Genomic DNA, 23,696 nt, shown 5'->3' on the forward strand with positions numbered 1-23,696 from the left:
GCCTTTTCGGCCGTGCGGTTTTTGTTATACCTGAACATGGTCCTCTTTTCTCGTTAACGGGGCAAGTTTCTCCCATTCTGTCTCCAATACGGAATAATAGCTCTTGTCGTACCACGTAGACAGCCGATCGAATTCTTTGTCGAGCGCCTTCCTGTGTTCGGCATAAATATAGTCAGACGCCGCTTTAACACCGTTCTCTATTTTTTCTTCAAGCTCCTGTGCTACTTCTTTCGTTATCTCCGTAGCAGCGCTCTGGACATTTTCCCCATATGCCTCTTTCAGAGTTTTTATTTCCTGATGAACAAAGAAGTCCTTCGCCGAGCGGAAGTACGTTTCAAATGCTTTAGCATCCACCTCTAAGTCAAGCGTCTTTTCTGGTTTTGGAATAAAGGAGCGGCCGGCGTCAGGAACCTGAAACATCGGGAAGTCCGCCTGAACCTCTCTGTACTGTTCTTCAGTCTCCTGCTTCAGCTGCCGTTTCATTAATTCCTCCAGACGGATGAACGCCGTTTCTCTCTCCTGCCCTGCCTGCACCAGTATCTCTTCTTTAATTTCCGTCAGCCGTCCCGTCAGCTGCCTGCGCTGTTCTTTTCGTGAGGAGCCATCTATAGTGACGGGATTCACCACTTTATTAAAGTAGTCCTGATAGAATAAATACAGACGCTTGCGCACATGAATCAGCCGCTCTTCGGTGTCTGAAACGAGTTCTTTCCGCAACCGTTCCATATGAAAGCGTTCCGGCACTTCTTCATACTGCCCGAGCTTTTGTTTAAGCCTGTCTGCTTCAGCAGCAACGCTTGTCGCATCATGCTTTTGCACCTGCAGGGCCCGCCCAAGCTGTTCTTTTAAATTCAGCGCCTGTTCAACAACATACTGCTGCTGCACGACAAGGAGTTCCTGCCAAATTTGTCCGGATAAATAATTTTCAAAGGCTGAAAACATGTCGTCTTCTCCGCCCTGCTGCTTTTCCTGCAAACCGCGCTGGCTTGACACAGGAAGCAGAAACGGCTCTTCAAATCCATTCTGCCGGAGCTGGCCGCGCACATGGTTAACAACCTGACGGCGCTCGTTATCATCTTTTGCCAGATCAGCGGCATTGATCAGAAAGTACAGCTTATTTTGTTCAAATTCTTCATTCGCCCGGGAAAGCTGCTGAATGAAACGTTCATCGGCATCCGAGAACGCATGATTAAAGTATGTGACATAAAAAATGGCGTCCGACTGGCGCAGGTGGTCAAATGCGACATTGGTGTGGCGTCCGTGGATCGAATTCACGCCCGGCGTATCGGTTAAGACGAGTCCCCGGTTCGTCCAGTAGCTCTCGTAATAAAGCGTCACCTGTTTGACAAGACACGCCTTCTGCTCATCTGCCACCCAGGAGCCCCAGTCCTCCATCCCAATCGTGCGGGTCTCCCCGAGCGAGGAATGGTGTTTTTTAATGCTTTCCTGAAGCGTGAACATATACTGGCTGTATGTTTCCATCCGTGCGTCCCGGGTACGGTTCGGCTTTCTCCATTTCTGAATGGAGGCAAGCGTGTACACTTCTCCGAGCTCTTTCGACACGGCCTGGATTTCCTCATCAAGAAACGCTTCATCCTTCAGCTGCAGAATAACCGTACCGTGTGTGTAATCCTTCTCCGGAGCACGCACAATATTTACGGCTGCTGTGGTAGGATGCGGCGACACAGGAAGTGCCGGAGCACCGAGAAGCGCGTTGATAAAGCTCGACTTGCCGGCACTGAAAGCGCCAAAAACCGAAACGTGAAGTTCCTGGTTGTGCAGATTTTCGCATAAACGCTTTAGATGCTTCTTTTCTTCTTCGATTAACGAGGATTCGGATGGTTCGGCGGCGAAGGCTTCCACCATCTGGATTTCTTCACTGTACGAAGGAAGCTCCTTTTGCCCGCTAGAAGCACTCTCCTGCTCTTCCACCGCTTCATCCTCCCTGGAAATAGAAATCTCCGGGACATCGGACGGTGCCTCTTCACTCATCATTTGCCGGATTTCCTGTTCCCATTCCCGCCGGGCAGAGACGCTTTCCATTTGACGCTCCACCTGGGCAATTTCCTGCTCCAGACGTTCCTTTTCCTCTTTCCAGTCATTCTGAAGTTCATTTAATTTCGTCTGCTCTGCTTCTGTCAAAGCCGGTCCAGCGGCTGAGGTAAGTACGCGCTCTTTTTCTTCAAGCAGCGGCTCTGCCTGATCCTTGAACCGCCGGGTAATTACGCCGGCCAGCTGGTCGGTCACTTGAAACACATACTGCCTGCCGGTCTCACCTTCCGGAATAAAGGCCTCGAGATCGGCGCGTTCAAGCTGAACGTCAATGTTTTGCACCTGGTCAATGTAATCGGCACTGTGGGAAGAAGCATCCTGCTTTTCCGGCTGCAGCAGTTCTCGCACGTGGAACGTCAAAGACGCTTTAATATTTTCATTTATATCTGCAAGCAGCGCATCAGCTCGTTCGTTGCGGGCTTCTTCCGTTTTTCGTTTTTTATTAAACAGAGATCCTGCTTTGAAGCCTGGCTGCCAGCTTTCAAGCCAGTCCCTGGCTTTATCCACGGTGGACGCTGGAAACAAATGAGCCTGATCGAGCGTTCGCTTCCATTCCCTGAACCAGCTGCTCCATCTTTCTTCACTGTCCGGCTGAGCACTTTCGTCAATCAGCTGTGCAGGCACGCCGGCATGCTCCGCCCGCTCCTGCCAGTCTTCGAGGGCTGTCTGCTGTTCCTCCCTAAGCCTGTCACGGATTCGTGACAGCACGGTCTGGCGCATCCGTTCCTCACTTCTTTCGAGCAGTTCGCTGCCGTGGTACAAAAGGCTGCGCACATGAGAAGAGAATGTCTGCAGCTCATTATCCGGGTGCTTTTCATCGCGCATCGAAATATAATACGTGGCAAGCACGTGCACCTGGTTTCGCTCAAGCGTGGCGGCAATCTGATTGCGGTAGGACCGCAGCGTGATTTCTTCTTCCCGGTGTTTGTCCATCTGATTGACAACAAAAATGATCGGCTTGCCTTCCGCTGTCAGCTGCTGTAAAAAACGGATGTTTGTTTCCGACTGGGCATGGTTGTAATCCGTTACGTAAATAACAGCATCGGTTGACAGCAGTCTCTCCATTGTCACTGCCTGGTGCAGCGGATCCGTCGAGTCCACCCCCGGCGTATCCACCATCCGGCTGTAAGACCCTAAAAACGGCAGCGGGGCCTGCATTCGGATCGAGCGAATGTCCACCCCGTCCCTGCCCCACTTTTGCACCTGTCCCCACGGAATATCGGCTTCCCAGGTTTTAGTTTGGCCTTCACTCGTTACAACCTCGAGACCAAGCTCCCCGTTTTCAATCGATATAATATTGGCGCTTGTTGGAATCGGACTCGCGGGCAGCAGATCGTTTTGAAGCAGGCCATTCAATACAGTCGACTTGCCGGCCGAAAAATGCCCGCAAAACGCAACTTCAAAATAAGGATGCTCAATTTTTTCCTGCACGTCTTCAAGCATCGCGGTTTCTGCCGGATCCAAATGCATGTCTGTCTGCAGCCATTGTTGTTCCCAACCGCTTGTATTAGCCATATTTTACTCCTTTATCATTCGTGATTTCGGGATCGTTTTGCCAGCGCTTCTTTTTTCTTCACTTCTGTATACAGCTCCTTCAGCTGCAGATAGGAATGAAAATAATTCGGATACTCAAGCAGAAAGCCGAGCCTTTCCTCCACGTTGATCGGCTTATGGGCAAGCTTCCTGCTTTCTGCGATCAATTCTTCCGGCTCTGAAGAAGGCACCGGCCGTTCGTTCATCCAAAACAGCGTACACAGCCAGTGGGCGAGCCCGAGTCTCATGTACGGAGCGGCCTTTTCCTTGTCTCTTTCGTCCCAGCATTCATCTAAAAAAGGCAGATGCTCTTCCCACCACTGCATAAATGTTTTAATGTGCTGGTTAATGTTTTCCTGCCACGGAGGCGTACCGGCGATGCCGTTTTCATAGGCAATCTCATACCAGAACGGGTAGTGCAGAGCCGCGGTCTTTCGATCTGTATTTTCATCTACCTCGATCTGCGTTACAGTATAAAAAATTTCATGCTGAAATGACGCTGGAATTTGTATTTTTACCATGCTGCACCTTCTTTCCGCATCCGTTTCTGTCCTTCCCTGCAGTAGTCAAGCACCGGACAGGACGGACACTGGGGGGACTGGGACTTGCAGTGGTAGCGGCCGAAAAAAATAAGCTGATGGTGCATCTGGGACCATTTTTCTTTTGGCAGCCGTTTCATCAGCGTCTGCTCCACCTGGGTGACGCTGTCTTTCCATCTGCATATGCCTAAACGCTTGGACACCCGCTCAACATGCGTATCCACCGCAATAGCCGGCACCCCGAATGCTACTGACGCTACCACATTCGCTGTTTTTCTGCCGACACCGGCAAGCTCGACCAGCTCTTCCTGCGTTTCTGGCACGCGCCCGTCATGGCGTTCGAGCAGAGACGCCGAAAGCTTTTTTAAATTTTTCGCTTTATTGCGATAAAGTCCAATCGAACGAATAGCCTGTTCAATATCCTCAAGCGGTGCCTCAGCAAAGTCTTCCGGGGAGCTGTATTGTTCAAACAACCCGGGAGTTACCTTATTCACCAGGGCATCAGTTGCCTGGGCGGAAAGCACGACTGCTACCAGCAGTTCAAAGGGATTGCGGTGATTCAGTTCACACTCTGCTTCCGGAAACATGTGCTCGATCCGTTCAATCACAACCTGTAAATCTTTATTCGTTAATGCCATTTTTTTCTCCTCTACTCTTCATCCAGCCAGTTAATATTGGGATATTCCGGCAGCTTTTCCGACTGGGCCGCCTGTGTGCGACGTCCACCCTTTTGTTTAAACTGTTCGGTCTGCGCTTTAGCATCTTCTTTAGTCTGAATGCCTTTGCGCTTCCATTCGTGCAGCATCCGGTCCATGTAGCGAAGGCTGAATTTTTGATTCATGACCGCTTCTTTCAGCGCGATCTGGATCATATCCGGCGAGTAATGATCCTGATCGAGCCAGACGTTAATCGTTTCCCACTCCATGGGGGAAAGCGGGCGGGAAAATTCCTGCTCAATGTTTTGAAACAGATGCTGCTCTTCAATCTGATCCCCTTGCCCGGACGGTACCTCCGCTGTAAGGGCCTGACGGAAAAAAGGATAGAGGGAGTACGCTTCCTGCCGGATTTCATCGCGTTCAGATTCATCAATCTGCAGCAGATTCCGCTTTATCATCGAGCGCAGGCAGCCGGCGCATTCATTTTCATCCATGCTCATTTTTTCAGCCAGCTCCTTCGGCGTTGGAAGCGGCACGCTGTTCTGGCCAAAACGGTATATATGCAAAAGCATCATTGCTTCTGTTTCATTCAGCCCCACCTGCTCGTATTTGTCCAGAATAATTACTGGAATGGAAAGGTGGCCGTGCATGAGTGCTTCTATTTCTTTTTCTTTATCTTTATTCATCTGTTTGTCCTCCCTTTCACCCGGCCGGCTGTCGGCAAAGTGCATAAAGGAAAACCCCCGGAACGGGGGCTTTTTCTCTTATGGATACAGCCTGTTTAACAAACGCGGAAACGGTATCGTTTCCCGGACGTGTTCGGTGCCGGCAATCCAGCCGACCGTCCGCTCCAGACCGAGACCGAATCCGGAGTGCGGCACGGTGCCGTATTTTCTTAAGTCCAGATACCAGCCGTAGGCTTCTTCCGATAAGTTGTGTTCTTCGTACCGCTGCTTCATAAGCTGCGGGTCATCGATGCGCTGACTGCCGCCGATAATCTCCCCGTAGCCTTCCGGAGCAATCAGGTCGGCACAGAGTGCGGTTTCCGGATAGTCCGGGTCGGGCTTCATGTAAAAAGCTTTGATTTCGAGCGGGTAATTAGTAATAAATACCGGCTTTTGAAACTGCTCCGCTATATACGTTTCATGCGGAGCACCAAAATCTTCGCCCCAGCTTACTTCATAGCCCGCTTCCTGCAACATTTCGACTGCTCTATCGTACGTAATGCGCGGAAACGGTGCCTGGATAGCTTCGAGTTTGGAGGTGTCACGCTCAAGCACAGTAAGCTCCTGGCGGCAGTTGGAAAGCACCGCCTGCACGACATGGGAGACATACTGCTCCTGAATTTCGAGACTTTCACTATGGTCGCAGAAAGCCATTTCCGGCTCAATCATCCAGAATTCAATCAAGTGCCGGCGGGTTTTTGATTTTTCTGCCCGAAATGTCGGGCCAAATGAAAACACGCGCTGAAAAGCGAGAGCCGCCGCTTCCATATAAAGCTGACCGGACTGGGAGAGGTATGCATCTTCATCAAAGTATTTCGTATGAAAAAGCGATGTCGTCCCCTCCGCCGAGCTGCCGGTCAGAATCGGCGGATCCACCTTAATAAACTGATTCTCCCGGAAAAAAGCGTAGGTCGCCTGAATGATTTCATCGCGTATACGCAAAAGCGCGTGCTGCTTACGCGAGCGCATCCACAGATGCCGGTGGTCCATTAAAAATTCTGTTCCGTGCTCTTTCGGCGTGATCGGGTAAGGCTCCGCCTCCTGGATAACCTCAAATCCGGTTACCTGAAGCTCCACCCCAGTCGGCGAACGATCATCCTCCTTCACTGTGCCGTCCACATAAAGCGAGCTTTCCTGCGGAAGATTCTTGGCCTCGGTGAACAGCGCTTCGCCGACATCATTTTTTACAATGACTCCCTGCACGAAGCCGGTGCCGTCCCGCAGCTGTAAAAAGGCAATTTTGCCACTCGACCGCTTATTGGCCAGCCAGGCGCCAAATCTTACTTCCTGGCCGATATATTGATTCAAACGTTCAATGGTTACTTTCACGTTAGTCCCTCCGGTTCGTCCTGTTTATGCTGATCGAATTATTTTTCTGTGAAACGGCGGATTCTCGCCACCGCTTCTTCAAGCTGATCCAGAGAAGTAGCGTAGGAGAGCCGGACGTTTTGCGGAGAACCAAATCCGCTGCCCGGAACGACCGCCACGTTTTCCTCCTCAAGCAGAGCCTTTACCCATTCATCCACATCCTTATACGAAGCAGCTGCCTCTTTGACGTTCGGGAACAGATAAAAGGCCCCTTCCGGTTTCACGCAGGTGATTCCCGGAATCGAAACGAGCTTGTCATAAATAGTATTCAGCCGTTCGCTGAATGCCTGGCGCATTGTCTCTACAGCACCGTCATCCTTCGTATAGGCAGCGATAGCTCCGTACTGGGCGTTCGTTGTCGGGTTGGACGTTGAATGGCTCGCAAGGCTCGTCATTGCCTTCACAATAGCACGATTACCGGCTGCATAGCCGATTCTCCATCCGGTCATCGAATGGGATTTGGAGACGCCGTTGACGACAATGGTCTGCTCTTTTAATTCCGGGGAAAGTTCTGCGATGGATGTGTGCTGCTTGTCCCCGTAAATCAGCTTCTCATAAATTTCGTCGGAAACAATCAGCAGACCCTCTGCTCTGGCGGCTTCACCGAGCGCATGCAGCTCCTCCCGGCTGTACATGGTACCGGTCGGGTTGCTCGGGGAGTTAATAATGACGGCCTTCGTTTTATTCGTTACCGCCCCGCGCAGCTGCTCCGGAAGAATCTTAAACTGGTTTTCCTCCCTGCCATCCACAAATACCGGGCGTCCGCCGGCAAGCTTGACCTGCTCCGGATAGCTGACCCAGTAGGGCGTTGGAATAATTACTTCATCCTCCGGATCGAGAATGGTTTGAAACAACGTGAACAAAATGTGCTTGGCGCCAGTACCGACAATGATTTCCTCGCGGGTATACTCCAACCCCTGGTCCTGCTTAAACTTTTGAATGACCGCATCCTTCAGTTCCGGCAGGCCGCCGGAAGGAGTGTATTTTGTTTTTCCTTCCTGCATGGAGCGAACAGCCGCATCGATTACGTACTGCGGAGTATTAAAATCCGGCTCACCGGCGCCGAGGCCGATAACATCCTGGCCGGCTGCCTTTAGTTCGTTGGCTTTGGCGGTAATCGCCAGGGTTGACGAAGGGGTAATTTCTTTCACTCGTTGGGACAATTCCATACTCTTTCCTCCTCAATAGTTTCCGTGCTCAATCTATCCATAGTTAGTGTAAAGAAAAGCGAAAAGGAGTTCAAGCGTGGTTTCCGCCTCTTAAGGGCGGTCCAGGCTGAAGCTTTTCACAAATTCTCCTGTTTCCATATCAATGTACACATAATGCTGCTGGTTTTCTGTCCGGTATTTGCCTTCATATATTGGACGGTTGTCTTCGTAGCCGGGGGTCACTGTTCGCACGGCGTCAATTCCCTCTTGTTCCGCTATACGCTCCTCAGCCTCCTGAATACTCAGCGTATCAGCCGCCGCCAGGCGTTCGAGCAGTTCCCCGTCGTGGTAAAACAGCCAGTCCCTGCTGCCGTCGTTGGTTTCGACGCGCGCTGTTTTCACCGGCTGTTTGCCGTTATATATAAACGTATTCTGTACTTCGGCGACGTTGTTTTCTTCAAGCGCCAGTGCTTCTGCCCGTTCCCTGTCGTCAGCAAGAGGCGCACGGGCCTGAAAGTAACCGGTCAAAAGCCCCAGAACAACCAGAAAGACAATTAAAAAAGCCGCAAGCGTGATCCAGTTTTTCACGACGTATCCCCCTATGTGCGGTAAATGGTAAACACCATCTGCTCCTCGTTTTCCTTATCAAGAGAAAGGCCGAACATTAATTCATCCTGCTTTAACGTGCGATTCAGTGTATCAACAATTTTATACAGATCTGACGACGCTTCGATTTTAACCGACGCGACGACTTCAAGCTGTTCGTTTCCCATCGTTTCACCTCACCCGGCGTACTATAAGTACGCTTCATTTAATTTGCGGTAATGGCGGTTGGCTTCGGCGTTAATTTTTTCTTCATCGAGCGTCAGAAGTTCGCCGTCTTTCATCAGCTGTCTGCCGTTCACAAAGCTGTCCGTCACGTCCCGCCCGGAAGCTGCGTACACCAGATGCGATAAAATATTATCGTATGGCTGAAGCGCAAATGATTCGCTGTCGAGCAGAATAAAGTCCGCCGCGGCTCCTGGTTCCAGCCTGCCGCTGTCGCCAAATCCCATCGAGGCGGCCCCATTTTCCGTGGCCATTTTCCAGACTGCTTCCGTTTCAATCGAACTCGGGTCCTGAAAGGCGACCTTCTGCATCAAAGCGCCCAGTCGGAGCTCCTCAAACATATCGAGGTTGTTGTTTGACACAGCGCTGTCTGTTCCGATCGTAATCCGGAGCCCGCGCTTTTGCATTTCGGGAATGCGCGCGATACCCGATCCGAGTTTGGCATTGCTCATCGGATTGTAGGAGATCGTCACTTCCGGCACGCTCATGTCGTCCAGGTCTTCATCTGTCGCATGCACAACATGCGTAAGCATCGCTGGACGCGTATAAAACCCGATCTCTTTTAGCTTTTTGGCCGGGGTCATCCCGTAGTCGCGCCGATAATCAGCCACTTCTTTAGCCGTTTCCTCAAGATGAATGCCAAGCGGCAGGTCGTATTGGTGTCCTGCATCAACGACCTTTTCCAAAAATTCCGGCGTGCACGTATACGGTGCGTGCGGGAAAAGCATGCCCGTTATCCGGCCGCTTGTATCCTTTTCCCATTCGTTCAAATCCTTTGCCGCTGCTCCCAGCTTTTCGCTCTGCTCCTCCGGCGTTCCAATACTCATCATCCCCTTGGAAATCATGGATTTGATGCCGGAGCTTTTCACGAGCTCGTACGTGTTCTGCATGCCCATGTGGTACATATCAAGAAACCCGGTCGTTCCGGTGCGGATCATTTCCGCAAGAGCAAGACCCGTACCGGCCTTCGCTGTTTCGTTGCTAAACAGGCGCTCGCGCGGCCATACATGGTTGTTCAGCCATTCCTGGAGCACTACATCGTCCGAAACGCCCCGCATCATCGTCATCGGCGTATGACCGTGCGTGTTATACAGACCCGGGCTGAGCCATTTGCCCTGTCCGTCCAGAATATCGACGCCGTTCTCTCTTCCCGGATAGTCTCCAGGCTCTACTTGAACAATTTTACCGTCCTTGACTTCAATATAGCTTTTGACTGCCTGCACGCCCCGTGCATTTGGGATTGGGTAAACGTGTTCGATTGCAAAGTGTTTCATTCCCACACTCCTTTTTAACGTTTTTTTGCTTCTTTAAAAAAGTCAGCGATACGGTCCAGTACCGCATCCATCGGTTCATAATACGTATTCGTCCGGGGAATCGAGTCAATAAACGACGAGCCATAGGAAGCCTCCATAATCCGCTTATCAAGTACTGTAACCACACCCCGGTCCTCGGAATGACGAATCAGCCGGCCGAAGCCCTGCTTGAACCGAAGGACGGCGTGCGGCAAGGCTTCTGCGTAAAACGACCTTTTCCCCTCACGCTGCATTTTATCCGACACAGCTTCGTAAACCGGGTCTGTGGGCGGGGAGAAAGGCAGACGCACAATTATCACGTGCTGCAGCTTTTCCCCGGGGATATCGACGCCCTCCCAGAACGCATTGGTTCCAAGCAAAAGCGCATTGTCCTGCTGTTGGAACAGCTTGGTCAGCTTGGCATGGGTGCCGCTCGTAATCCCCTGCCCAATGACGCTCAGCATTGATTCTTCGGTCCACTCCTTCAGCTGATGGTACACCTGCTTGAGCATGTTAAAGGAAGTAAACAGCACCATCGTTTTTCCTTCGGTAATGTTGACAGCATGAAAAATATATTCGGCCGCTTCCTGCGCAAAGTCAGCGTGTTTATCATTCACGCCGGAAATGTCCTTTGGAACGAGAAGCTGCGTCTGCGAAGCATAATGATAGGGAGAAGCAATCAGGCTTGTCTGCGGCAGAAAATCGTCCAGCCCCATTTTTGATTTCATGTATTCAAATGAGCCGTTGACTGCGAGAGAGCCGGAGGTAAGCACGACGCTTGCTTTTTTCATGAACAGCTGTTCACTCAGCTCCGAGGCTACCTCCACCGGCCGGGCGTAAATGTACGCAGCATTTTTGGCGCCGCTCTGCTCTGCTTCCACCCAGTAAACATGTTCGGGTTCCCGTTCAAACAGCAGGTGGAACAGATTGTCCCCCAGGCTGTCCAGCTGCCCCAGGTAAGAGTTTAATTCGGCAAGTTCATTTACAAAGTTTTTGGAAGAAGGCTGCGTTTCCCATGCTTGTTCGAACGTTTCCCACGCCTTAAATTCCTGTTCCAGAAGCGTAAGGAAACGGCGTCCGGCTTCTTCCACCTGCTCCCACACGGGGCCGGATTCCCCGCCGGGTGTGAAGCGCTGGCTGTACCGGCCCACTTCCGAGCGCCTCCGGCCGGAAGCCGTGCGGCACCACCGCGTGAGCAGGCGAAAGAGCTCGTCGCATTCATACATCAGCACCGCATGGTTATCCTCGCGTTCCTGGTACCAGCCGGGCTCAAACACAATGCCGGCTTCTTCCCCAAACCAGATGAGCGGGCGTACGACGCTCTGCTTTGCATCCAGGCCGAACCTGCGGAGCAGCCGGTTTGCTTTTGTATAGTGAACGGACCTGCCTGCATATTTTCCCGCTGTTTCCGGCAGGTGATGCGCTTCATCAATGATTACGTTCGGATAGGCGGAAAATAAATTTTTCCCCTGGTACATATCGCTCAGAAGCATCGCATGATTGGTGACCACTATATCAGCATATTCGGCTTTGCGGCGGGCGCGTGCATAAAAACAATACGCCTCCCACCCTCTTTGCGCGTGCTCATCCTGATAATGATTCTGGCGAAGACTTTCCCAGAGAGCATTCCTGCGGCCTCCGGCCATATTAATTTCATCAAGATCTCCGTGCCGGGTTTCCGTCAGCCAGATCAACACCTGGCCGAGGCCGAGTGCTTCTTCGAGCGAAAACTGGCGGTGCTGCAGCCATTTTTCAAACCGCTGCAAAGAGATGTAGTTGCCGCGGCCTTTTAAAACAGCCACAGACACCCGGTCGTCAATCAATCGCTCAAGCAGCGGCAGATCTTCATTCATCAGCTGCTCCTGCAAGGTGAGCGTCTGGGTGGAAATTAATATCTTTTGATTGTATGTACGATGATATTTCACAGCCGGAAGCAGATAGGCGAGCGTTTTCCCCAGGCCGGTGCCCGCTTCTATAACGGCGTGAGAGCGTTCCTCAAACGAGGCATAGACCATTTCTGCCATCTCCAGCTGGCCCGGACGTTCTTCAAAACGGTCCCAGCCCCGGCTTTTAGCATGACCTCCGCTTAGGGTCTCCTGCAGCGATACATTCCTCTGCTCCGGTTTTTCTGCCGGAAGCTCTTTGCGGAACACAATGCCGTGGTTTTCCTCTAAATTATAGGGAAGCTGCTGCGGCGCTTTTGCAATGCAGCGCTCGACATACTGGTGAAGATCACTGTGCAAAAAGGCAGCCAGCCGGTCCAGACGGTGAAGCACGACCTTTGGGAGCACAGCTAATTTTTTACGGATGGATATCCACAGCTCTGCGGTGACGAGGGCATCGCTGTCCGCCCGGTGCGGACGCTCATGGTCGAGGTCCAGCCACGACGTGATCTGCGACAGCCGAAAACCCGGCGCTTCCGGATAAGCGAGTCTCGCACACTCTACTGTATCCACCACAGGTCCCTGAAACAGCGGAAACCCGGCTTCCTGCATGCCTGCATTGATAAACGCCAGATCAAACTGCACATTATGCCCGACAAAGGCAGCGTTCTCAAGCCAGGCGGTTAACGTGGGAGCCACCTCAAAAAACTCCGGGGCATGCTTTACGTCCCGGTCCCGGATACCGGTAAACTGCTGGATAAAAGGAGGGATCGGCATATGCGGCTGAATAAAGGTGGAAAGAGTGTCGAGCACTTCTTCGTCCTCCATAAGCACTGCGCCGATTTCAATAATTTTTGCTCCTTTTCTTGGAGAAGTGCCGGTTGTTTCTACATCTATGACTACATATTTTTGTCCCATCTGCCTGCCTCCTTTCTTCCGCTATTCCGGCGGGGGAACGTCCAGAATTTCGCCGCTGTGCACCGTCTGTATGCTTCCATCTGTTTTTTGCACCTCCAGGGCCCCCTCTTCGGTTATACGAAGAGCTGTGCCCTCCACTGTCTGGCGGGACGTTTCCACCTGAATAAAGCTCCCCAGCGTATCTGTTTTTTGGGACCAGGCAGCTTTGACTGCACCGAATCCATTCGTTAAGTATTCATTATACCAGGACTCATAGCTTTTTAAGATAGATGCAATAATCTGCGGACGACTCTGCCGGACTCCTGCATACTGCCGGATGGAAGCGGCTTTATCCGCAAGCTCTCCGGTAAAATCCCCGTCCGCCTGGTTTATATTAATACCCATGCCGACAATTACTGTCTGTACCTCATCCATGTCTGCCTGCATCTCCGTCAGTATACCTGCCAGCTTCTTTTTATGAATGCGGATATCGTTCGGCCATTTAATCGCAGTCGGAGCCGGAAGATAGCTATCAAGCGCCTCGGCAAGAGCTACCGCCGACAGCAGCGTGAGCTGCGGAGCGTAGCGGGGAGGCACCTGCGGGCGGAGCAGAAGACTCATCCAGATGCCCTGTTCCGGACTACTCTGCCACGTGCGTCCAAGCCTCCCCCGTCCCTGCACCTGTTCATTCGCGACGGCAATAAGTCCTTCCCCGGCTCCTTTTTCAGCCTGCTCCCTCACAATTTCCTGGGTGGAGGTGACAGTATCGTTATAAATAATCGTACGGCCGAGACGTTCAGTTGTAAGATGAAGCATAATTTCTTCTGTACCAACCCGGTCGGGAAAACGCACCAGCCGGTAACCGCGCCGGGATGCCGCTTCAATTTCATATCCATTTTTCCGCAGCTCTTCGATCTGCTTCCACACAGCGGTACGGGACACCTGCAGTTCATCGCTGATTTCCTGACCGGATACCGGACGGTCCCGGTGGGCCATCAACAGCTGCAGCAATCGATTTTTATTCATCGTTCATTTCCTCCAAATAGGCTAACAGCTTTTGTTCACTATTTTCTACCTTTTCATTCACGACTGCCTGCTCTAAAAAGGCGATCGTCTTTCCGATTCTCGCCGTGTCCTTATAACCCGGCATCGAGGCGATTGACTTCGGCGGAAGGGCCAGATCCTGCCTGGAATGAATCGGAAGAGCTTCCCATTTCTTTCTCCATTCTGTGCAGGAAAGCCCCTGGTAAGTAAAATTTTTCCATTTTTTGAGCTTCTCCAGATCTGCCACCTGCGTTGGACCAAAATAATACAGCCACTGCAGCCACGTATCGGGAGAAGCCCGGACATCGACTCGTTCCAGCAGCCAGCGGCACTGCTTCCGTACCTGATTGGAAAACCGCCATCCATTCAGCATATCCAGACTTTTTTGACCGTACAGGGCATACAGCAGAGCCGCCCATGAAGCTTTCGTGCCCGCTGGAAACTGTACAAGCGTGGAGTGGTGAAAAAATGGAGAGGCCGTCCGAACCGGTTCCGGAAAATGTGAAAACAAACGCAGCTCTCGCATGCCTTCGAGGGCGCTCAGCCGTTTCTGCCCTTCAAGCAGCTTGGTTATTTCATCGCGTATTCGTTCCACGGCGGTATACGCAAGCCCTGCTGCAGCTGCCTCCGCTGCCCGCTCAGCTTCCAGATCCAGTGAAAAACCGAGAACCGCCCTAAAACGGAACGCCCGTATCACCCGGAGCGGGTCGTCGGAAAAGGCGCGTTCAGCTGAGGCCGGGGTGCGAAGCACCTGCCTCTGGATATCCTTCTTCCCGTTAAACGGGTCGATCACCTTGCCGTCTGTATCTGCTGCCATCGCGTTGCATGTGAAATCCCGCTGCTGCAGATCCTCTTCGATTGTTTCCGCCCCTTCCCGGAACGGAGTCACTTCCACGATACTATTTCCGCTCTTCACAAGAAGCGTCCCGAATTTTTCCGACGGCTTCACAGCGTTCGGAAAAACAAACGAAAGCTCTTCAACGGTCGCAGCCGCTGCTATATCTATATCGCTCGGCGCCCGTTTCATCAGGCGGTCGCGTACAGCTCCGCCTACAATATAGGCAGTAATGCCGTTTTGCTGTAACCTCTTAATAACAAGCAGCGCCTCTTGCCACGTCTGCTGCTCGTTCATTACTTGCCCTCCACGGTCCGTCGGTATACTTCTTCGTACTGGGCTACGATGCGGGCGGAGGAGAAATATTCTTCCACCACGTCGAGCGAGCGCTGTTTAAACCTTTTCATTCTATCCGGATCCGTCAGTAGCCCGACCGCCTGCTGGGCAGCCAGTTCCACTGCTCCAAGCGGGACAACATAGCCGGTTTCATTATGAAAGACCACCTCAGGAATACCTCCGACATCTGTACCAATGACCGGCACACCGCAGGCCATCGCTTCAAGCGCAGCCAGGCCGAAGCTTTCTTTTTCCGAAAGCAGCAGCATCAGATCGGCAACGTGCAAATAGTCGGCTACCTCCCGCTGGTTGCCTAAAAACAGCACATCCTGATCGACGCCGAGCCTTTTCGCCTCCGCCCAAGCCTTTTCCCGGTCCGGTCCATCCCCAAGCATGACCAGCTTACAGGAAACCTCTGCCTGCACTGCAGCAAATGTCCGCACGACGTCTACGACCCGTTTCACCGGCCGGAAATTGGAGACGTGCAGAAGCACCTTTTCGTCTTCGTCGATGTTGTATGCTTTTTTTAAATCCTTTTTGTCGACTTTCGGCCCATACACCCGTTCGTCCACGAAATTGTAAATCGTATGAATATCGCGGTCGACTTCAAGCATCTGCCTGGTCTGCTCCACCAGAGCGTCTGATACTGCTGTCACTTCATCCGAGCGCTGAATGGCGTAGCGGATAATATCACGAAGCGAGGAGTCATGGCCAAGCACAGTGATATCTGTGCCGTGAAGCGTTGTTACTACTTTTACAGGATGATCGGTCATGTCCCTCGCTAAAATCGCACAGACAGCGTGAGGCACGGCGTAATGCACGTGCAGGACATCGAGTTCCTCCCGGTTGACAACTTCCGCCATTTTGCTTGCAAGTGTTAATGAGTACGGCGGGTACTGGAATACTTCGTATTGGTTTACTGAGACTTCATGGTAATAAATATTCGGTGAGGTTTCGGTTAAACGATAAGGGATCGCCGAGGTGATGAAATGAATTTCATGGCCCCGCTCAGCAAGCAGCTTGCCGAGCTCAGTCGCGATCACTCCTGATCCTCCCACCGTCGGGTAGCACGTTATTCCAATTTTCACGCTTAGTCACTTCCTTGTCTTTTGGGCACCTGTTGAAAAAGCATCGGAGTTTCGGCGATAAACCCTTCCGCGTAAGTCACTCCCGTTTCTTTGCCGAATAGTCGATCTCTTGCCTTTATTGTTTCGAGGTACCCGTCTGTAAGCGGTGTGCTTACGGCCTCTTCCCCTGGGTTAAACTGGCTTTTATACGCCTTTAATGCCGCTTCTTTATCGCCGGCGGCCGGGGTGATGTCCACATAAAAGGAAGGCCGGTGGTAGCCGTTGATCATATAGTAGTAGATGTTTGGCACTTTGTGGGCATTTTCGTCCACACCAGGGTACAGCTTGACCCCGGCATCAAAGACGGCCCGCTTAACAATACTTCCGGCATCACCGTGATCCGGATGCCGGTCGATGTAGTACGGGGCAAAAATCGTGTCAGGCTGGATGCGGCGGATCAGCTGCACAAGCTGGGTGTACTCTTCCTGGGTTACTGCAGTAAGCATACGGTCCCTCCAGGTAAGCTGGAGCCGTCCTGCACCGAGGATCTCTGCTGCCTGCTCTGCTTCCTGCTGTCTGGTTTCCACGGTACCGTTGGAGGAAAGATCTCCCTCTGTCAGGGAAAGCATATAGACATTGTCGGTTTTACTGTGCAGCGCTACCGTCCCGCCCATTCCGATTTCGATATCATCAGGGTGGGCCCCGACGGTTAACAGCGTTCGTTTATGTGTCATATTAATCTGTGGACTCCTTTAAAATATCCCGGAAGGCAAACAATCCGTGTTCAAGGCCTTTAATCAGCACTTCAGCTGCGGCCATATTCGTTGCAAGCGGCACCCCGTGCACGTCGGCGAGCCTCATAAGCGCAGTGATATCAGGCTCATGCGGCTGCGCGGTCAATGGGTCCCGGAAAAAAAGCACCAAATCCACCTGCTGTTCTGCAATCTTTGCCCCAATCTGCTGATCGCCGCCCAGCGGCCCGGACTGGTACTGTTTGACGTTCAGGCCGACCTCTTCATTCAGTCTCCCCCCGGTCGTTCCTGTTGCTGAAAGGGTGTGACGCTCGAGGATATGCCTATACGCTTCGGCAAACCGGATCAGATCGTCTTTTTTCTTATCATGGGCAATCAGTGCGATATTCATAAAAGTTCCCCTTTACTCCAGAATGTTTTCGAGGCCGTACACGAGTTCCTTCATCGTGACTACCTGCTCAATCGCAAATTTGACCCCTGGCATAAATGACGCCCGGTTGATCGAATCGTGCCGGATCGTAAGCGTCTGGCCTTCGCCGCCAAACATTACCTGCTGATGTGCCACGAGGCCCGGAAGGCGCGTACTGTGAATCCTCATGCCGTCGAGCTCTGCTCCGCGCGCCCCCGGCATCGTTTCTTTTTCCTCCGGGTGCCCCTGCGTTTTTTTGGTGCGGTTTTCCTGAATCAGCTTTGCTGTTTTCACTGCGGTGCCGGACGGGGCGTCAAGCTTTCGGTCATGGTGCAATTCAGTAATTTCAACATCCGGGAAGTAGGCTGCAGCCATTTGCGACATTTTCATCATCAGAACAGCGCCGATAGCAAAGTTTGGTACAATAAGCACTCCCCGCTGCTGCTCTTTTGCTTTCTGACGCAGGCGCTCGAGGTCTTCATCGGTAAAGCCGGTAGTACCAACGACCGGTGCAAGACCGTAGTCGAGTGCTTTCTCTGTATGTATCTTTCCAATTTCCGGCGTGGTCAGATCTACAAACACTTCTGCTTCGACTTCGCCGAGGCACTGGTCAACGTCCGTATAGACGCGGGCCCCGGATTTTGGCATGCCTTCGATTTCCGACAACAGCGAGCCTTCGTATTTATGGTCCACCACAGCGGCGAGATGCAGGTGCTCCGCTGCTTCAATCATATGTACAGCTTCCTTACCCATGTTTCCTCTCGGTCCGGCAACGATAACGCGGATTGATTCAGTCATTTGTCATTCTCCTTTTTCGTCCATCTATCCTGGTCTCTTGTTTCAAACTTTTCCATTACGATACGAAACGCTTCATCCAAATCAATATCAAGCGAATTGGCAAAGCAGATGAGCACAAACAGCAGATCACCCATTTCCTTTTCCAGTGATTTATGCTCTTCGCTTTCTTTCTTCGGCTTTTCACCGTAATAGTGATTAATTTCTCTGGCAAGCTCTCCCGTTTCTTCGGTCATTCTTGCAAGCATGGCGAGCGGACTGAAATAACCTTCTTCAAACTGGCCGATGAAGGCATCCACTTTCTCCTGCATTTCTTTCATCGTCATTGGTTCCCCGGCCATTCCGGCGTCCTCCTTTCAATCGTATAAAAATCCATTCGGTTTGACAAACATAGATTGCCTCTTGCCCCGGGCTTTACTATAATGTAACGGTTGATACAAGCTTTCCGGCCGGAGAGGAGGAACCATCATGAACATTTGGATACATACCCGCAATATCTTTTTTGTCGTGCTCGGCTCTGCTATTATGAGTTTTGGACTTGTCTATTTTAACATGCAAAACCAGCTAGCGGACGGCGGCTTTACTGGTATTACCCTAATTCTTTATAATTTATTCAATATCAACCCTGCCTTCAGCAACCTCGTTCTGAACATTCCCGTCCTGATTCTGGGCTGGCGTCTGCTCGGCCGGCACGTCTTCATCTATACGTTAATAAGCACGGCGGCAGTCAGCTTATTTTTATGGCTCTTCCAGGAGGTCGAGCTTCTCCATCTGCCGCTTCAGGATGATCTTGTTCTTGTGGCCCTGTTCGCCGGCGTTTTTGTCGGCTCGGGCCTCGGCATTGTTTTCCGGTACGGCGGAACCACCGGAGGAGCTGACATTATCGCCAAGCTTGCGAGTAACGTATTCGGCTGGACAATGGGACGCTCGCTGTTTATGTTTGATGCTGTTGTAATAACCGCTTCCCTCCTGTATTTAGACTACCGGGAAGCGATGTACACACTCGTGTTTGTGTTCGTGGCTGCCCGCGTCATTGACTTCATTCAGCAGGGAGCGTACTCCGGAAAAGCCGCTATGATCATTTCCGATCAGGCTCCGGAAGTAGCTGACGCCATTCTGCAGGAGATGAACCGCGGAGCAACTATACTAAACGGTAAGGGCAGCTTCACCCGTCAGGAAAAAGAGATTCTATACTGCGTCGTTGGCAAAAACGAGCTGATGCGTCTGAAGCACCTTGTTGAACGGGTGGATCCTCATGCCTTTGTTACAGTTAACGATGTCCAGGATGTTATCGGTGAGGGGTTCACTCTCGATGAAAACAAAAACCCGTTGCAATAAGGCGTCTCAGCCATGTATTTTCATCAGCCGCAACACATAAAAAACACCTGCCCGGTGACCGGTACAGGTGTTTTTTGCTATTCTTCGCTCGTCATGAGGAACATGGCGATAAAACGCCCCAGTTCCAGCACGGCTACCAGAGCGGCTGCAACGTACGTTAATGCAGCAGCATCGAGCACTTTTTTCGTTTCCCGCTCTTCATTGTTACTGATAATACCGGTCGCAACGATCTGATTCATGGCGCGGCTGCTCGCATTGAACTCCACCGGAAGGGTGACAACCTGGAACAGAACAGCGGCCGAGAAAAACACGATGCCCGCCAGAAACATGCCGGTCGACTGCAGTAAAATACCGGCAAGAATTAAAAAGAAGGAAAGGTTGGAGCCAGTCGAAGCCACTGGAGCCAGCGAGGAACGGAATCGTAAAAACGCATAGTTTTCCGCATCCTGAATCGCGTGCCCTACCTCGTGGGAAGCGATCGCCTGAGCCGCTACTGTCGAATTGTAATAGTTATCCTCCGACAAGCGGACGACTTTTTTCGAAGGATCATAATGATCCGTTAATTTTCCTTTAGTTGGCTCTACGCGTACGTTATAGATGCCGTTTTCCTCCAGGATTTTCTTTGCCACGGAGGCACCTGTCATCCCGGACGAATTGCTTACATTCGAATATTTTTTGTATGCTTTTTTCACTTTGGACTGTGCCCAAAGCGGAATGAGGATAAGCACTGCTAAATATAACAGAAGCATTCCCATTTTTTCTCATCCCTCCATTTATATATACTTATATTGTATGCAGATGGGGGTATAATGTCAAAGATTCTGCTCTATTCCTCCATGAGCCGAAGCTCTTTCCGGCCGGGGCTGAGTCTCCACCAGAGCAGAACCCCTGCAGAAATAATACTCAGCCAGAATGTCCCGTAGCCGATTAAGGAAATGTACGGCTCAAGCGACGCCGAGACCCAGGGATACATTCCAAAAACGTAGTCAATCACATCATTATGTAATGTCCATACCGCTGCTGCTCCTATATGCCAAAGCTTTACCCGGTAGTAAGGCAGATACAAAAAAGCCTGCAGTGCCATGCCGGCGTGAGAGGCAATAAGCATGTAGTGCTGCCAGCTGAGCGTCTCCCCGGCTACGCCGGAAAACACGTTCATCCCCACCGCCCAAAGCCCGTACTTTACAAGCGTTATAAAAGCGAATGCTTCCGCCAGTCCGCTCCTTCTGCCGATAATGTACAGCCCGAGAACGATCGTAAAAACCAGGCTTGCCGTCGGACTGTCCGGGACGAAGGGCAGAAACACAGCCGGCGTCTGCTGCAGCTGCTGACCGTACCAAATGTAGCCGTAGATAGTGCCGAGCGCGTTAATGATAAAAAGAGGGATTAACACGTAAGGTGTTCCAAACCATCCAAGTAGCTGTTTCACGATATCATCCGCCTCGTTCAATATGTAGGAAAAGACACCAGATTCGTGTCTTTATTCACTCATGCGAAGGTCTTCAAGCAAAAGCTGAAGCTCTGTATTGTGCGGCTGCAGGGCTGAAGCCTGCTCCAGGTGCTTCAGCGCATTCTCCCGGTAGCCGAGTTCAAGCAGCAGACGACCGTACTCTTCAAGGAATACTTCGTTTTCCTGATATACGCTGTACACTTCTTCATATTTTTCTTTCGCTTCGGCGGGTTCGTCCTGGAGGTTTTTAGCGCGGGCATAATACCACTGAAAACGCACATCCGGCTCTCCCATTTCGTATAAATGATCAATCAGGTCAATCATCGCCTCCGGCTCTTCCTGCTCCATCCACATGCTGAGAAGCGCATTCGCTGCTTCAAGATGTGCCGGATTTAAAGCAAGTGCCTCCTTGAGATGTTTTTCTCCTTCTTCTTCATTGCCAAGCGCCATATACAGCTTTCCGGCCTCAGTATATAAATTTTCATTGTATTCATCTTCTTTAATGCCAGCCTTTGCTGCTTCCAGAGCTTTTTCATGGTCTTCGAGCCCTTCGTAGCTTCGCACGAGATATGGATAGAGTGCCACAAAATCTTTATCCATGTTGCGGAGCTCTTCGAATTTCTCTGCAGCCAGCTGATAATCGCTGACCTGAAGCGCCGTATAGCCGTATCCAAACAAAGCGTGAAGCTCAGTATGTTCTTTCAGTCCAGCCTCGTAGTAACTCAGCGCATCCTCAAACGAACCGGTCACGCTGTATGCTTCAGCGAGACGAAGGCTCAGGCTGCCATCCGGAAACTTAAACCCGGCGCCTTCAGCCTGCTTCAAATAAGGAATGCTTTTAGCGTAGTCCCCCCGGGATAAATAGTAATCTCCAACGGCGGCAAGCAGCACCGGCTCTTCAGGATTCAGCTTCAGGGCATCGAGCAGCTTTTGCTCCGCTACTTCATCGAGCCCCTGCATCTGGTACAAATCAGCTAGCAGCAGCTGCGCCCGCAGATATTCTTCGTCTGACTCCTTCACCTCGAGCAGCCATTCAATCGCTTCATCTTCATCGTCCATATCAATCGCATTCTCGGCTGCTGTCGTCAGCAGTGCCCCCTCATCGGGATAGCGTCCGAGCAGGTCTTCAATCAGCGGCTGGGCCTTATCTGAGCGGCCCAGCTCCTGATACATTTCCACTATATCGTATTTTTCCTGATCGTTCGCAGAGTGGCTGTATTTCTCCATCTCTTCGAGCCCTTTTTCCGTATCGCCGTTTCTTATCGTTTCGAGGATCGTTTCTAAATTCACGCCGTCAACAACCTTTCTTCCAGGTAAATCTCGTTTAGCACTGTGTAATTATAGCAAACATTGCCCGCTGTGACGAACAGAAAACCTCCCCCCGCCCATTATGATAACGTTTACAAAAACAAAAAAAACACCTGATGTCTACTCATCAGGTGTGCCGCCACATCGGCTAGTTTTAAGATAAAGAGTATGGATAGGAGTGGAGAGAAACCATACGCTAATATTAGTATAACGTAATTGTAAGCGTTGTCAATGCTTCTCTCCTATTTTTCATTCTTTTTTTCCGTTAACCGATGTAGGATTCATAATCGTGCTTTTCGAGCTGCTGCATACCGGCCCGCCGGTCTTCTTCCGTACGGAAGGTCAGCTGCAGCACGCCCATGATGTCCTCTCTCGTTTCAAGGATCCGTATGTTGATAATACTGATGCCGGTACGTCCAAGAATTCCGGTTACGTCCGAGATAACGCCGGGGTGGTCCGGCACATCGACAAACAGATCATAAATGGATGGTATGGCTCCCTGCTTTTTTGCAGGCAGACCGTCACGATAGGATTTTGCATGCTCAAAAAACTGATATATCTGCTCTTTATCCCCCGCAGCAAGCATTTGTTCAATGGCACTCATCTGCTGCTTCCAGTCTTCCATCAGCTGCCGCATCACGTCATTGTTTTTCAGAAGAATATCGGTCCACATTTCCGGACTGGCTGAAGCGATTCTCGTAATATCCCGGAACCCGCCGGCTGCAAGCTTTGTCACCCAGGCCTGTTCGTCCTCCATTCCCTTCACCTGATGGACGAGTGCCGATGCTACGATATGCGGAAAATGGCTGATGACGCCCGTCAGCAGATCATGCTGCTCATAGGACAGCTCTATAAACTTTGCCTGCGTGCCCTGAAGCCAATCTTTGATTTCACCAATTTTTTCAGAGGACCCAGGACCATTTGGCACCAGCACGTAGTAGGCGTTTTCAAACAGACGGACCCGGGCGGCATGGACACCGCTTTTATGTGATCCGGCCATTGGGTGGCCGCCGATAAAATGAACGTTCTTTTCTGAAAGAACGTCTGCCTGCTCGCAGATCGATGTTTTTGTGCTTCCGACATCAGTAATGATGGCCCCGGGCTTTAAAGACATTCCGGCGAGCTGCACGAGCAATTTCTCCGTGGTGGCAACCGGAGTGGCAAGCACCACCAGGTCTGCTTCCTTTACAGCCTTTTCCAGGTCCGGGACTGCCTCGTCAATAACACTCAAGGATACCGCGAGCTTGGTCTGGGCTTCATCTACATCTGTTCCTGTAATATAAACATCGGGATGTTCCTGTTTGATGGCGAGGGCAATTGAGCCTCCGATCAGTCCCAGCCCGATAACTGCTGCTTTTTTCTGCATCTGTTTCCCTCCAGGCCTCTCTTTGTTTCCATACATAAAAACACCCGGCCCCGAGCGGAGCCGGATTCCAGGTGT

Annotated in this window: 22 protein-coding genes; 1 reads left to right on the forward strand and 21 read right to left on the reverse strand. The window is 51.4% G+C overall.

Going from position 1 to position 23,696, the window contains the following annotated elements:
* Window positions 1-24: 24 nt before the first annotated feature.
* The 17 genes from ACTRXF_RS09690 to ACTRXF_RS09770 form a co-directional block, all read right to left on the reverse strand.
* Window positions 25-3,567: a dynamin family protein gene (locus tag ACTRXF_RS09690; RefSeq protein WP_474278918.1), complete on the reverse strand. Its 3,543-nt coding sequence runs from the start codon at window positions 3,565-3,567 to the stop codon at window positions 25-27.
* 14 nt (window positions 3,568-3,581) lie between these two features.
* The gene (locus ACTRXF_RS09695; protein WP_474262112.1) at window positions 3,582-4,106 is read right to left on the reverse strand and encodes a YpoC family protein; all 525 of its coding nucleotides are present in this window, start codon (window positions 4,104-4,106) and stop codon (window positions 3,582-3,584) included.
* On the reverse strand, window positions 4,100-4,762 hold the full coding sequence (gene nth, locus ACTRXF_RS09700; protein WP_474278920.1) for an endonuclease III: 663 nt from the start codon (window positions 4,760-4,762) through the stop codon (window positions 4,100-4,102). Before nth ends, ACTRXF_RS09695 begins: the two co-directional genes overlap by 7 nt.
* Before the next feature lie 11 nt (window positions 4,763-4,773).
* Entirely contained in the window at window positions 4,774-5,466 is a 693-nt protein-coding gene (locus ACTRXF_RS09705) for a DnaD domain-containing protein (protein ID WP_474278922.1), read from the reverse strand.
* Between the two features lie 78 nt (window positions 5,467-5,544).
* The gene (gene asnS, locus ACTRXF_RS09710) at window positions 5,545-6,834 is read right to left on the reverse strand and encodes an asparagine--tRNA ligase (protein WP_474278924.1); all 1,290 of its coding nucleotides are present in this window, start codon (window positions 6,832-6,834) and stop codon (window positions 5,545-5,547) included.
* A 38-nt stretch (window positions 6,835-6,872) separates the two neighbouring features.
* Window positions 6,873-8,042 carry a pyridoxal phosphate-dependent aminotransferase gene (locus ACTRXF_RS09715; protein ID WP_474278926.1) on the reverse strand — a complete coding sequence of 390 codons (1,170 nt, stop codon included), beginning with the start codon at window positions 8,040-8,042 and terminating at the stop codon, window positions 6,873-6,875.
* 90 nt (window positions 8,043-8,132) lie between these two features.
* A complete protein-coding gene (locus tag ACTRXF_RS09720; RefSeq protein ID WP_474278928.1) occupies window positions 8,133-8,609 on the reverse strand; it encodes a PepSY domain-containing protein in 477 nt (158 codons plus the stop codon).
* Between the two features lie 11 nt (window positions 8,610-8,620).
* Entirely contained in the window at window positions 8,621-8,794 is a 174-nt protein-coding gene (locus tag ACTRXF_RS09725; RefSeq protein WP_474262118.1) for a YpmA family protein, read from the reverse strand.
* A gap of 21 nt (window positions 8,795-8,815) precedes the next feature.
* Window positions 8,816-10,123, reverse strand: a complete 1,308-nt coding sequence (locus ACTRXF_RS09730; RefSeq protein ID WP_474278930.1) for an amidohydrolase — start codon at window positions 10,121-10,123, stop codon at window positions 8,816-8,818.
* Between the two features lie 14 nt (window positions 10,124-10,137).
* Complete coding sequence (gene dinG, locus ACTRXF_RS09735; protein WP_474278932.1) at window positions 10,138-12,942, reverse strand: ATP-dependent DNA helicase DinG; 2,805 nt, start codon at window positions 12,940-12,942, stop codon at window positions 10,138-10,140.
* Window positions 12,943-12,963: 21 nt separating this feature from the next.
* The gene (locus tag ACTRXF_RS09740; RefSeq protein ID WP_474262121.1) at window positions 12,964-13,947 is read right to left on the reverse strand and encodes a biotin--[acetyl-CoA-carboxylase] ligase; all 984 of its coding nucleotides are present in this window, start codon (window positions 13,945-13,947) and stop codon (window positions 12,964-12,966) included.
* Window positions 13,940-15,097, reverse strand: coding sequence for a tRNA nucleotidyltransferase/poly(A) polymerase-related protein (locus ACTRXF_RS09745; protein ID WP_474278934.1), 1,158 nt, complete (start codon window positions 15,095-15,097; stop codon window positions 13,940-13,942). Before ACTRXF_RS09745 ends, ACTRXF_RS09740 begins: the two co-directional genes overlap by 8 nt.
* Window positions 15,097-16,224: an N-acetyl-alpha-D-glucosaminyl L-malate synthase BshA gene (gene bshA / locus ACTRXF_RS09750; protein WP_474278936.1), complete on the reverse strand. Its 1,128-nt coding sequence runs from the start codon at window positions 16,222-16,224 to the stop codon at window positions 15,097-15,099. The genes ACTRXF_RS09745 and bshA overlap by 1 nt, the downstream gene beginning before the upstream one ends.
* Before the next feature lie 2 nt (window positions 16,225-16,226).
* Complete coding sequence (bshB1, locus tag ACTRXF_RS09755) at window positions 16,227-16,937, reverse strand: bacillithiol biosynthesis deacetylase BshB1 (RefSeq protein WP_474278938.1); 711 nt, start codon at window positions 16,935-16,937, stop codon at window positions 16,227-16,229.
* Between the two features lies 1 nt (window position 16,938).
* Complete coding sequence (gene mgsA, locus ACTRXF_RS09760) at window positions 16,939-17,346, reverse strand: methylglyoxal synthase (protein WP_322525126.1); 408 nt, start codon at window positions 17,344-17,346, stop codon at window positions 16,939-16,941.
* A 12-nt stretch (window positions 17,347-17,358) separates the two neighbouring features.
* Window positions 17,359-18,162: a 4-hydroxy-tetrahydrodipicolinate reductase gene (gene dapB / locus ACTRXF_RS09765; RefSeq protein ID WP_474278941.1), complete on the reverse strand. Its 804-nt coding sequence runs from the start codon at window positions 18,160-18,162 to the stop codon at window positions 17,359-17,361.
* Window positions 18,159-18,500 (reverse strand): nucleotide pyrophosphohydrolase, encoded by a 342-nt coding sequence (locus ACTRXF_RS09770; protein WP_462866500.1) that lies wholly within the window; start codon window positions 18,498-18,500, stop codon window positions 18,159-18,161. Before ACTRXF_RS09770 ends, dapB begins: the two co-directional genes overlap by 4 nt.
* A 127-nt stretch (window positions 18,501-18,627) precedes the next feature.
* Here ACTRXF_RS09770 and ACTRXF_RS09775 point away from each other — a divergent pair, with 127 nt between their 5' ends.
* Entirely contained in the window at window positions 18,628-19,497 is an 870-nt protein-coding gene (locus ACTRXF_RS09775) for a YitT family protein (protein ID WP_474278943.1), read from the forward strand.
* A 77-nt stretch (window positions 19,498-19,574) separates the two neighbouring features.
* Here the strand turns inward: ACTRXF_RS09775 and ACTRXF_RS09780 are convergent, their stop codons facing one another.
* From ACTRXF_RS09780 to ACTRXF_RS09795, 4 genes are all read right to left on the reverse strand, one after another.
* Window positions 19,575-20,252, reverse strand: a complete 678-nt coding sequence (locus ACTRXF_RS09780) for a zinc metallopeptidase (RefSeq protein ID WP_474278945.1) — start codon at window positions 20,250-20,252, stop codon at window positions 19,575-19,577.
* 71 nt (window positions 20,253-20,323) lie between these two features.
* Window positions 20,324-20,926: a DUF1405 domain-containing protein gene (locus tag ACTRXF_RS09785; protein WP_474278947.1), complete on the reverse strand. Its 603-nt coding sequence runs from the start codon at window positions 20,924-20,926 to the stop codon at window positions 20,324-20,326.
* A gap of 51 nt (window positions 20,927-20,977) precedes the next feature.
* Window positions 20,978-22,237, reverse strand: a complete 1,260-nt coding sequence (locus ACTRXF_RS09790) for a tetratricopeptide repeat protein (RefSeq protein WP_474278949.1) — start codon at window positions 22,235-22,237, stop codon at window positions 20,978-20,980.
* A gap of 283 nt (window positions 22,238-22,520) precedes the next feature.
* Window positions 22,521-23,657, reverse strand: coding sequence for a prephenate dehydrogenase (locus ACTRXF_RS09795; RefSeq protein WP_474262130.1), 1,137 nt, complete (start codon window positions 23,655-23,657; stop codon window positions 22,521-22,523).
* Window positions 23,658-23,696: the final 39 nt, after the last annotated feature.

The sequence above is a fragment of the Marinococcus sp. LNHM3E3-2.2 genome, assembly GCF_056034385.1.

Bases quoted from the DNA above. Each gene is read 5' to 3' on its own strand.
- dapB (WP_474278941.1), bottom strand. From the start codon at position 18,162: ATGACTGAATCAATCCGCGTTATCGTTGCCGGACCGAGAGGAAACATG.
- ACTRXF_RS09770 (WP_462866500.1), bottom strand. From the start codon at position 18,500: ATGGCCGGGGAACCAATGACGATGAAAGAAATGCAGGAGAAAGTGGAT.
- ACTRXF_RS09780 (WP_474278945.1), bottom strand. From the start codon at position 20,252: ATGGGAATGCTTCTGTTATATTTAGCAGTGCTTATCCTCATTCCGCTT.
- ACTRXF_RS09695 (WP_474262112.1), bottom strand. From the start codon at position 4,106: ATGGTAAAAATACAAATTCCAGCGTCATTTCAGCATGAAATTTTTTAT.
- ACTRXF_RS09730 (WP_474278930.1), bottom strand. From the start codon at position 10,123: ATGAAACACTTTGCAATCGAACACGTTTACCCAATCCCAAATGCACGG.
- bshB1 (WP_474278938.1), bottom strand. From the start codon at position 16,937: ATGACACATAAACGAACGCTGTTAACCGTCGGGGCCCACCCTGATGAT.
- ACTRXF_RS09745 (WP_474278934.1), bottom strand. From the start codon at position 15,097: ATGAACGAGCAGCAGACGTGGCAAGAGGCGCTGCTTGTTATTAAGAGG.
- ACTRXF_RS09740 (WP_474262121.1), bottom strand. From the start codon at position 13,947: ATGAATAAAAATCGATTGCTGCAGCTGTTGATGGCCCACCGGGACCGT.
- dinG (WP_474278932.1), bottom strand. From the start codon at position 12,942: ATGGGACAAAAATATGTAGTCATAGATGTAGAAACAACCGGCACTTCT.
- ACTRXF_RS09705 (WP_474278922.1), bottom strand. From the start codon at position 5,466: ATGAATAAAGATAAAGAAAAAGAAATAGAAGCACTCATGCACGGCCAC.
- ACTRXF_RS09690 (WP_474278918.1), bottom strand. From the start codon at position 3,567: ATGGCTAATACAAGCGGTTGGGAACAACAATGGCTGCAGACAGACATG.
- ACTRXF_RS09715 (WP_474278926.1), bottom strand. From the start codon at position 8,042: ATGGAATTGTCCCAACGAGTGAAAGAAATTACCCCTTCGTCAACCCTG.
- mgsA (WP_322525126.1), bottom strand. From the start codon at position 17,346: ATGAATATCGCACTGATTGCCCATGATAAGAAAAAAGACGATCTGATC.
- ACTRXF_RS09795 (WP_474262130.1), bottom strand. From the start codon at position 23,657: ATGTATGGAAACAAAGAGAGGCCTGGAGGGAAACAGATGCAGAAAAAA.
- ACTRXF_RS09775 (WP_474278943.1), top strand. From the start codon at position 18,628: ATGAACATTTGGATACATACCCGCAATATCTTTTTTGTCGTGCTCGGC.
- ACTRXF_RS09725 (WP_474262118.1), bottom strand. From the start codon at position 8,794: ATGGGAAACGAACAGCTTGAAGTCGTCGCGTCGGTTAAAATCGAAGCG.
- nth (WP_474278920.1), bottom strand. From the start codon at position 4,762: ATGGCATTAACGAATAAAGATTTACAGGTTGTGATTGAACGGATCGAG.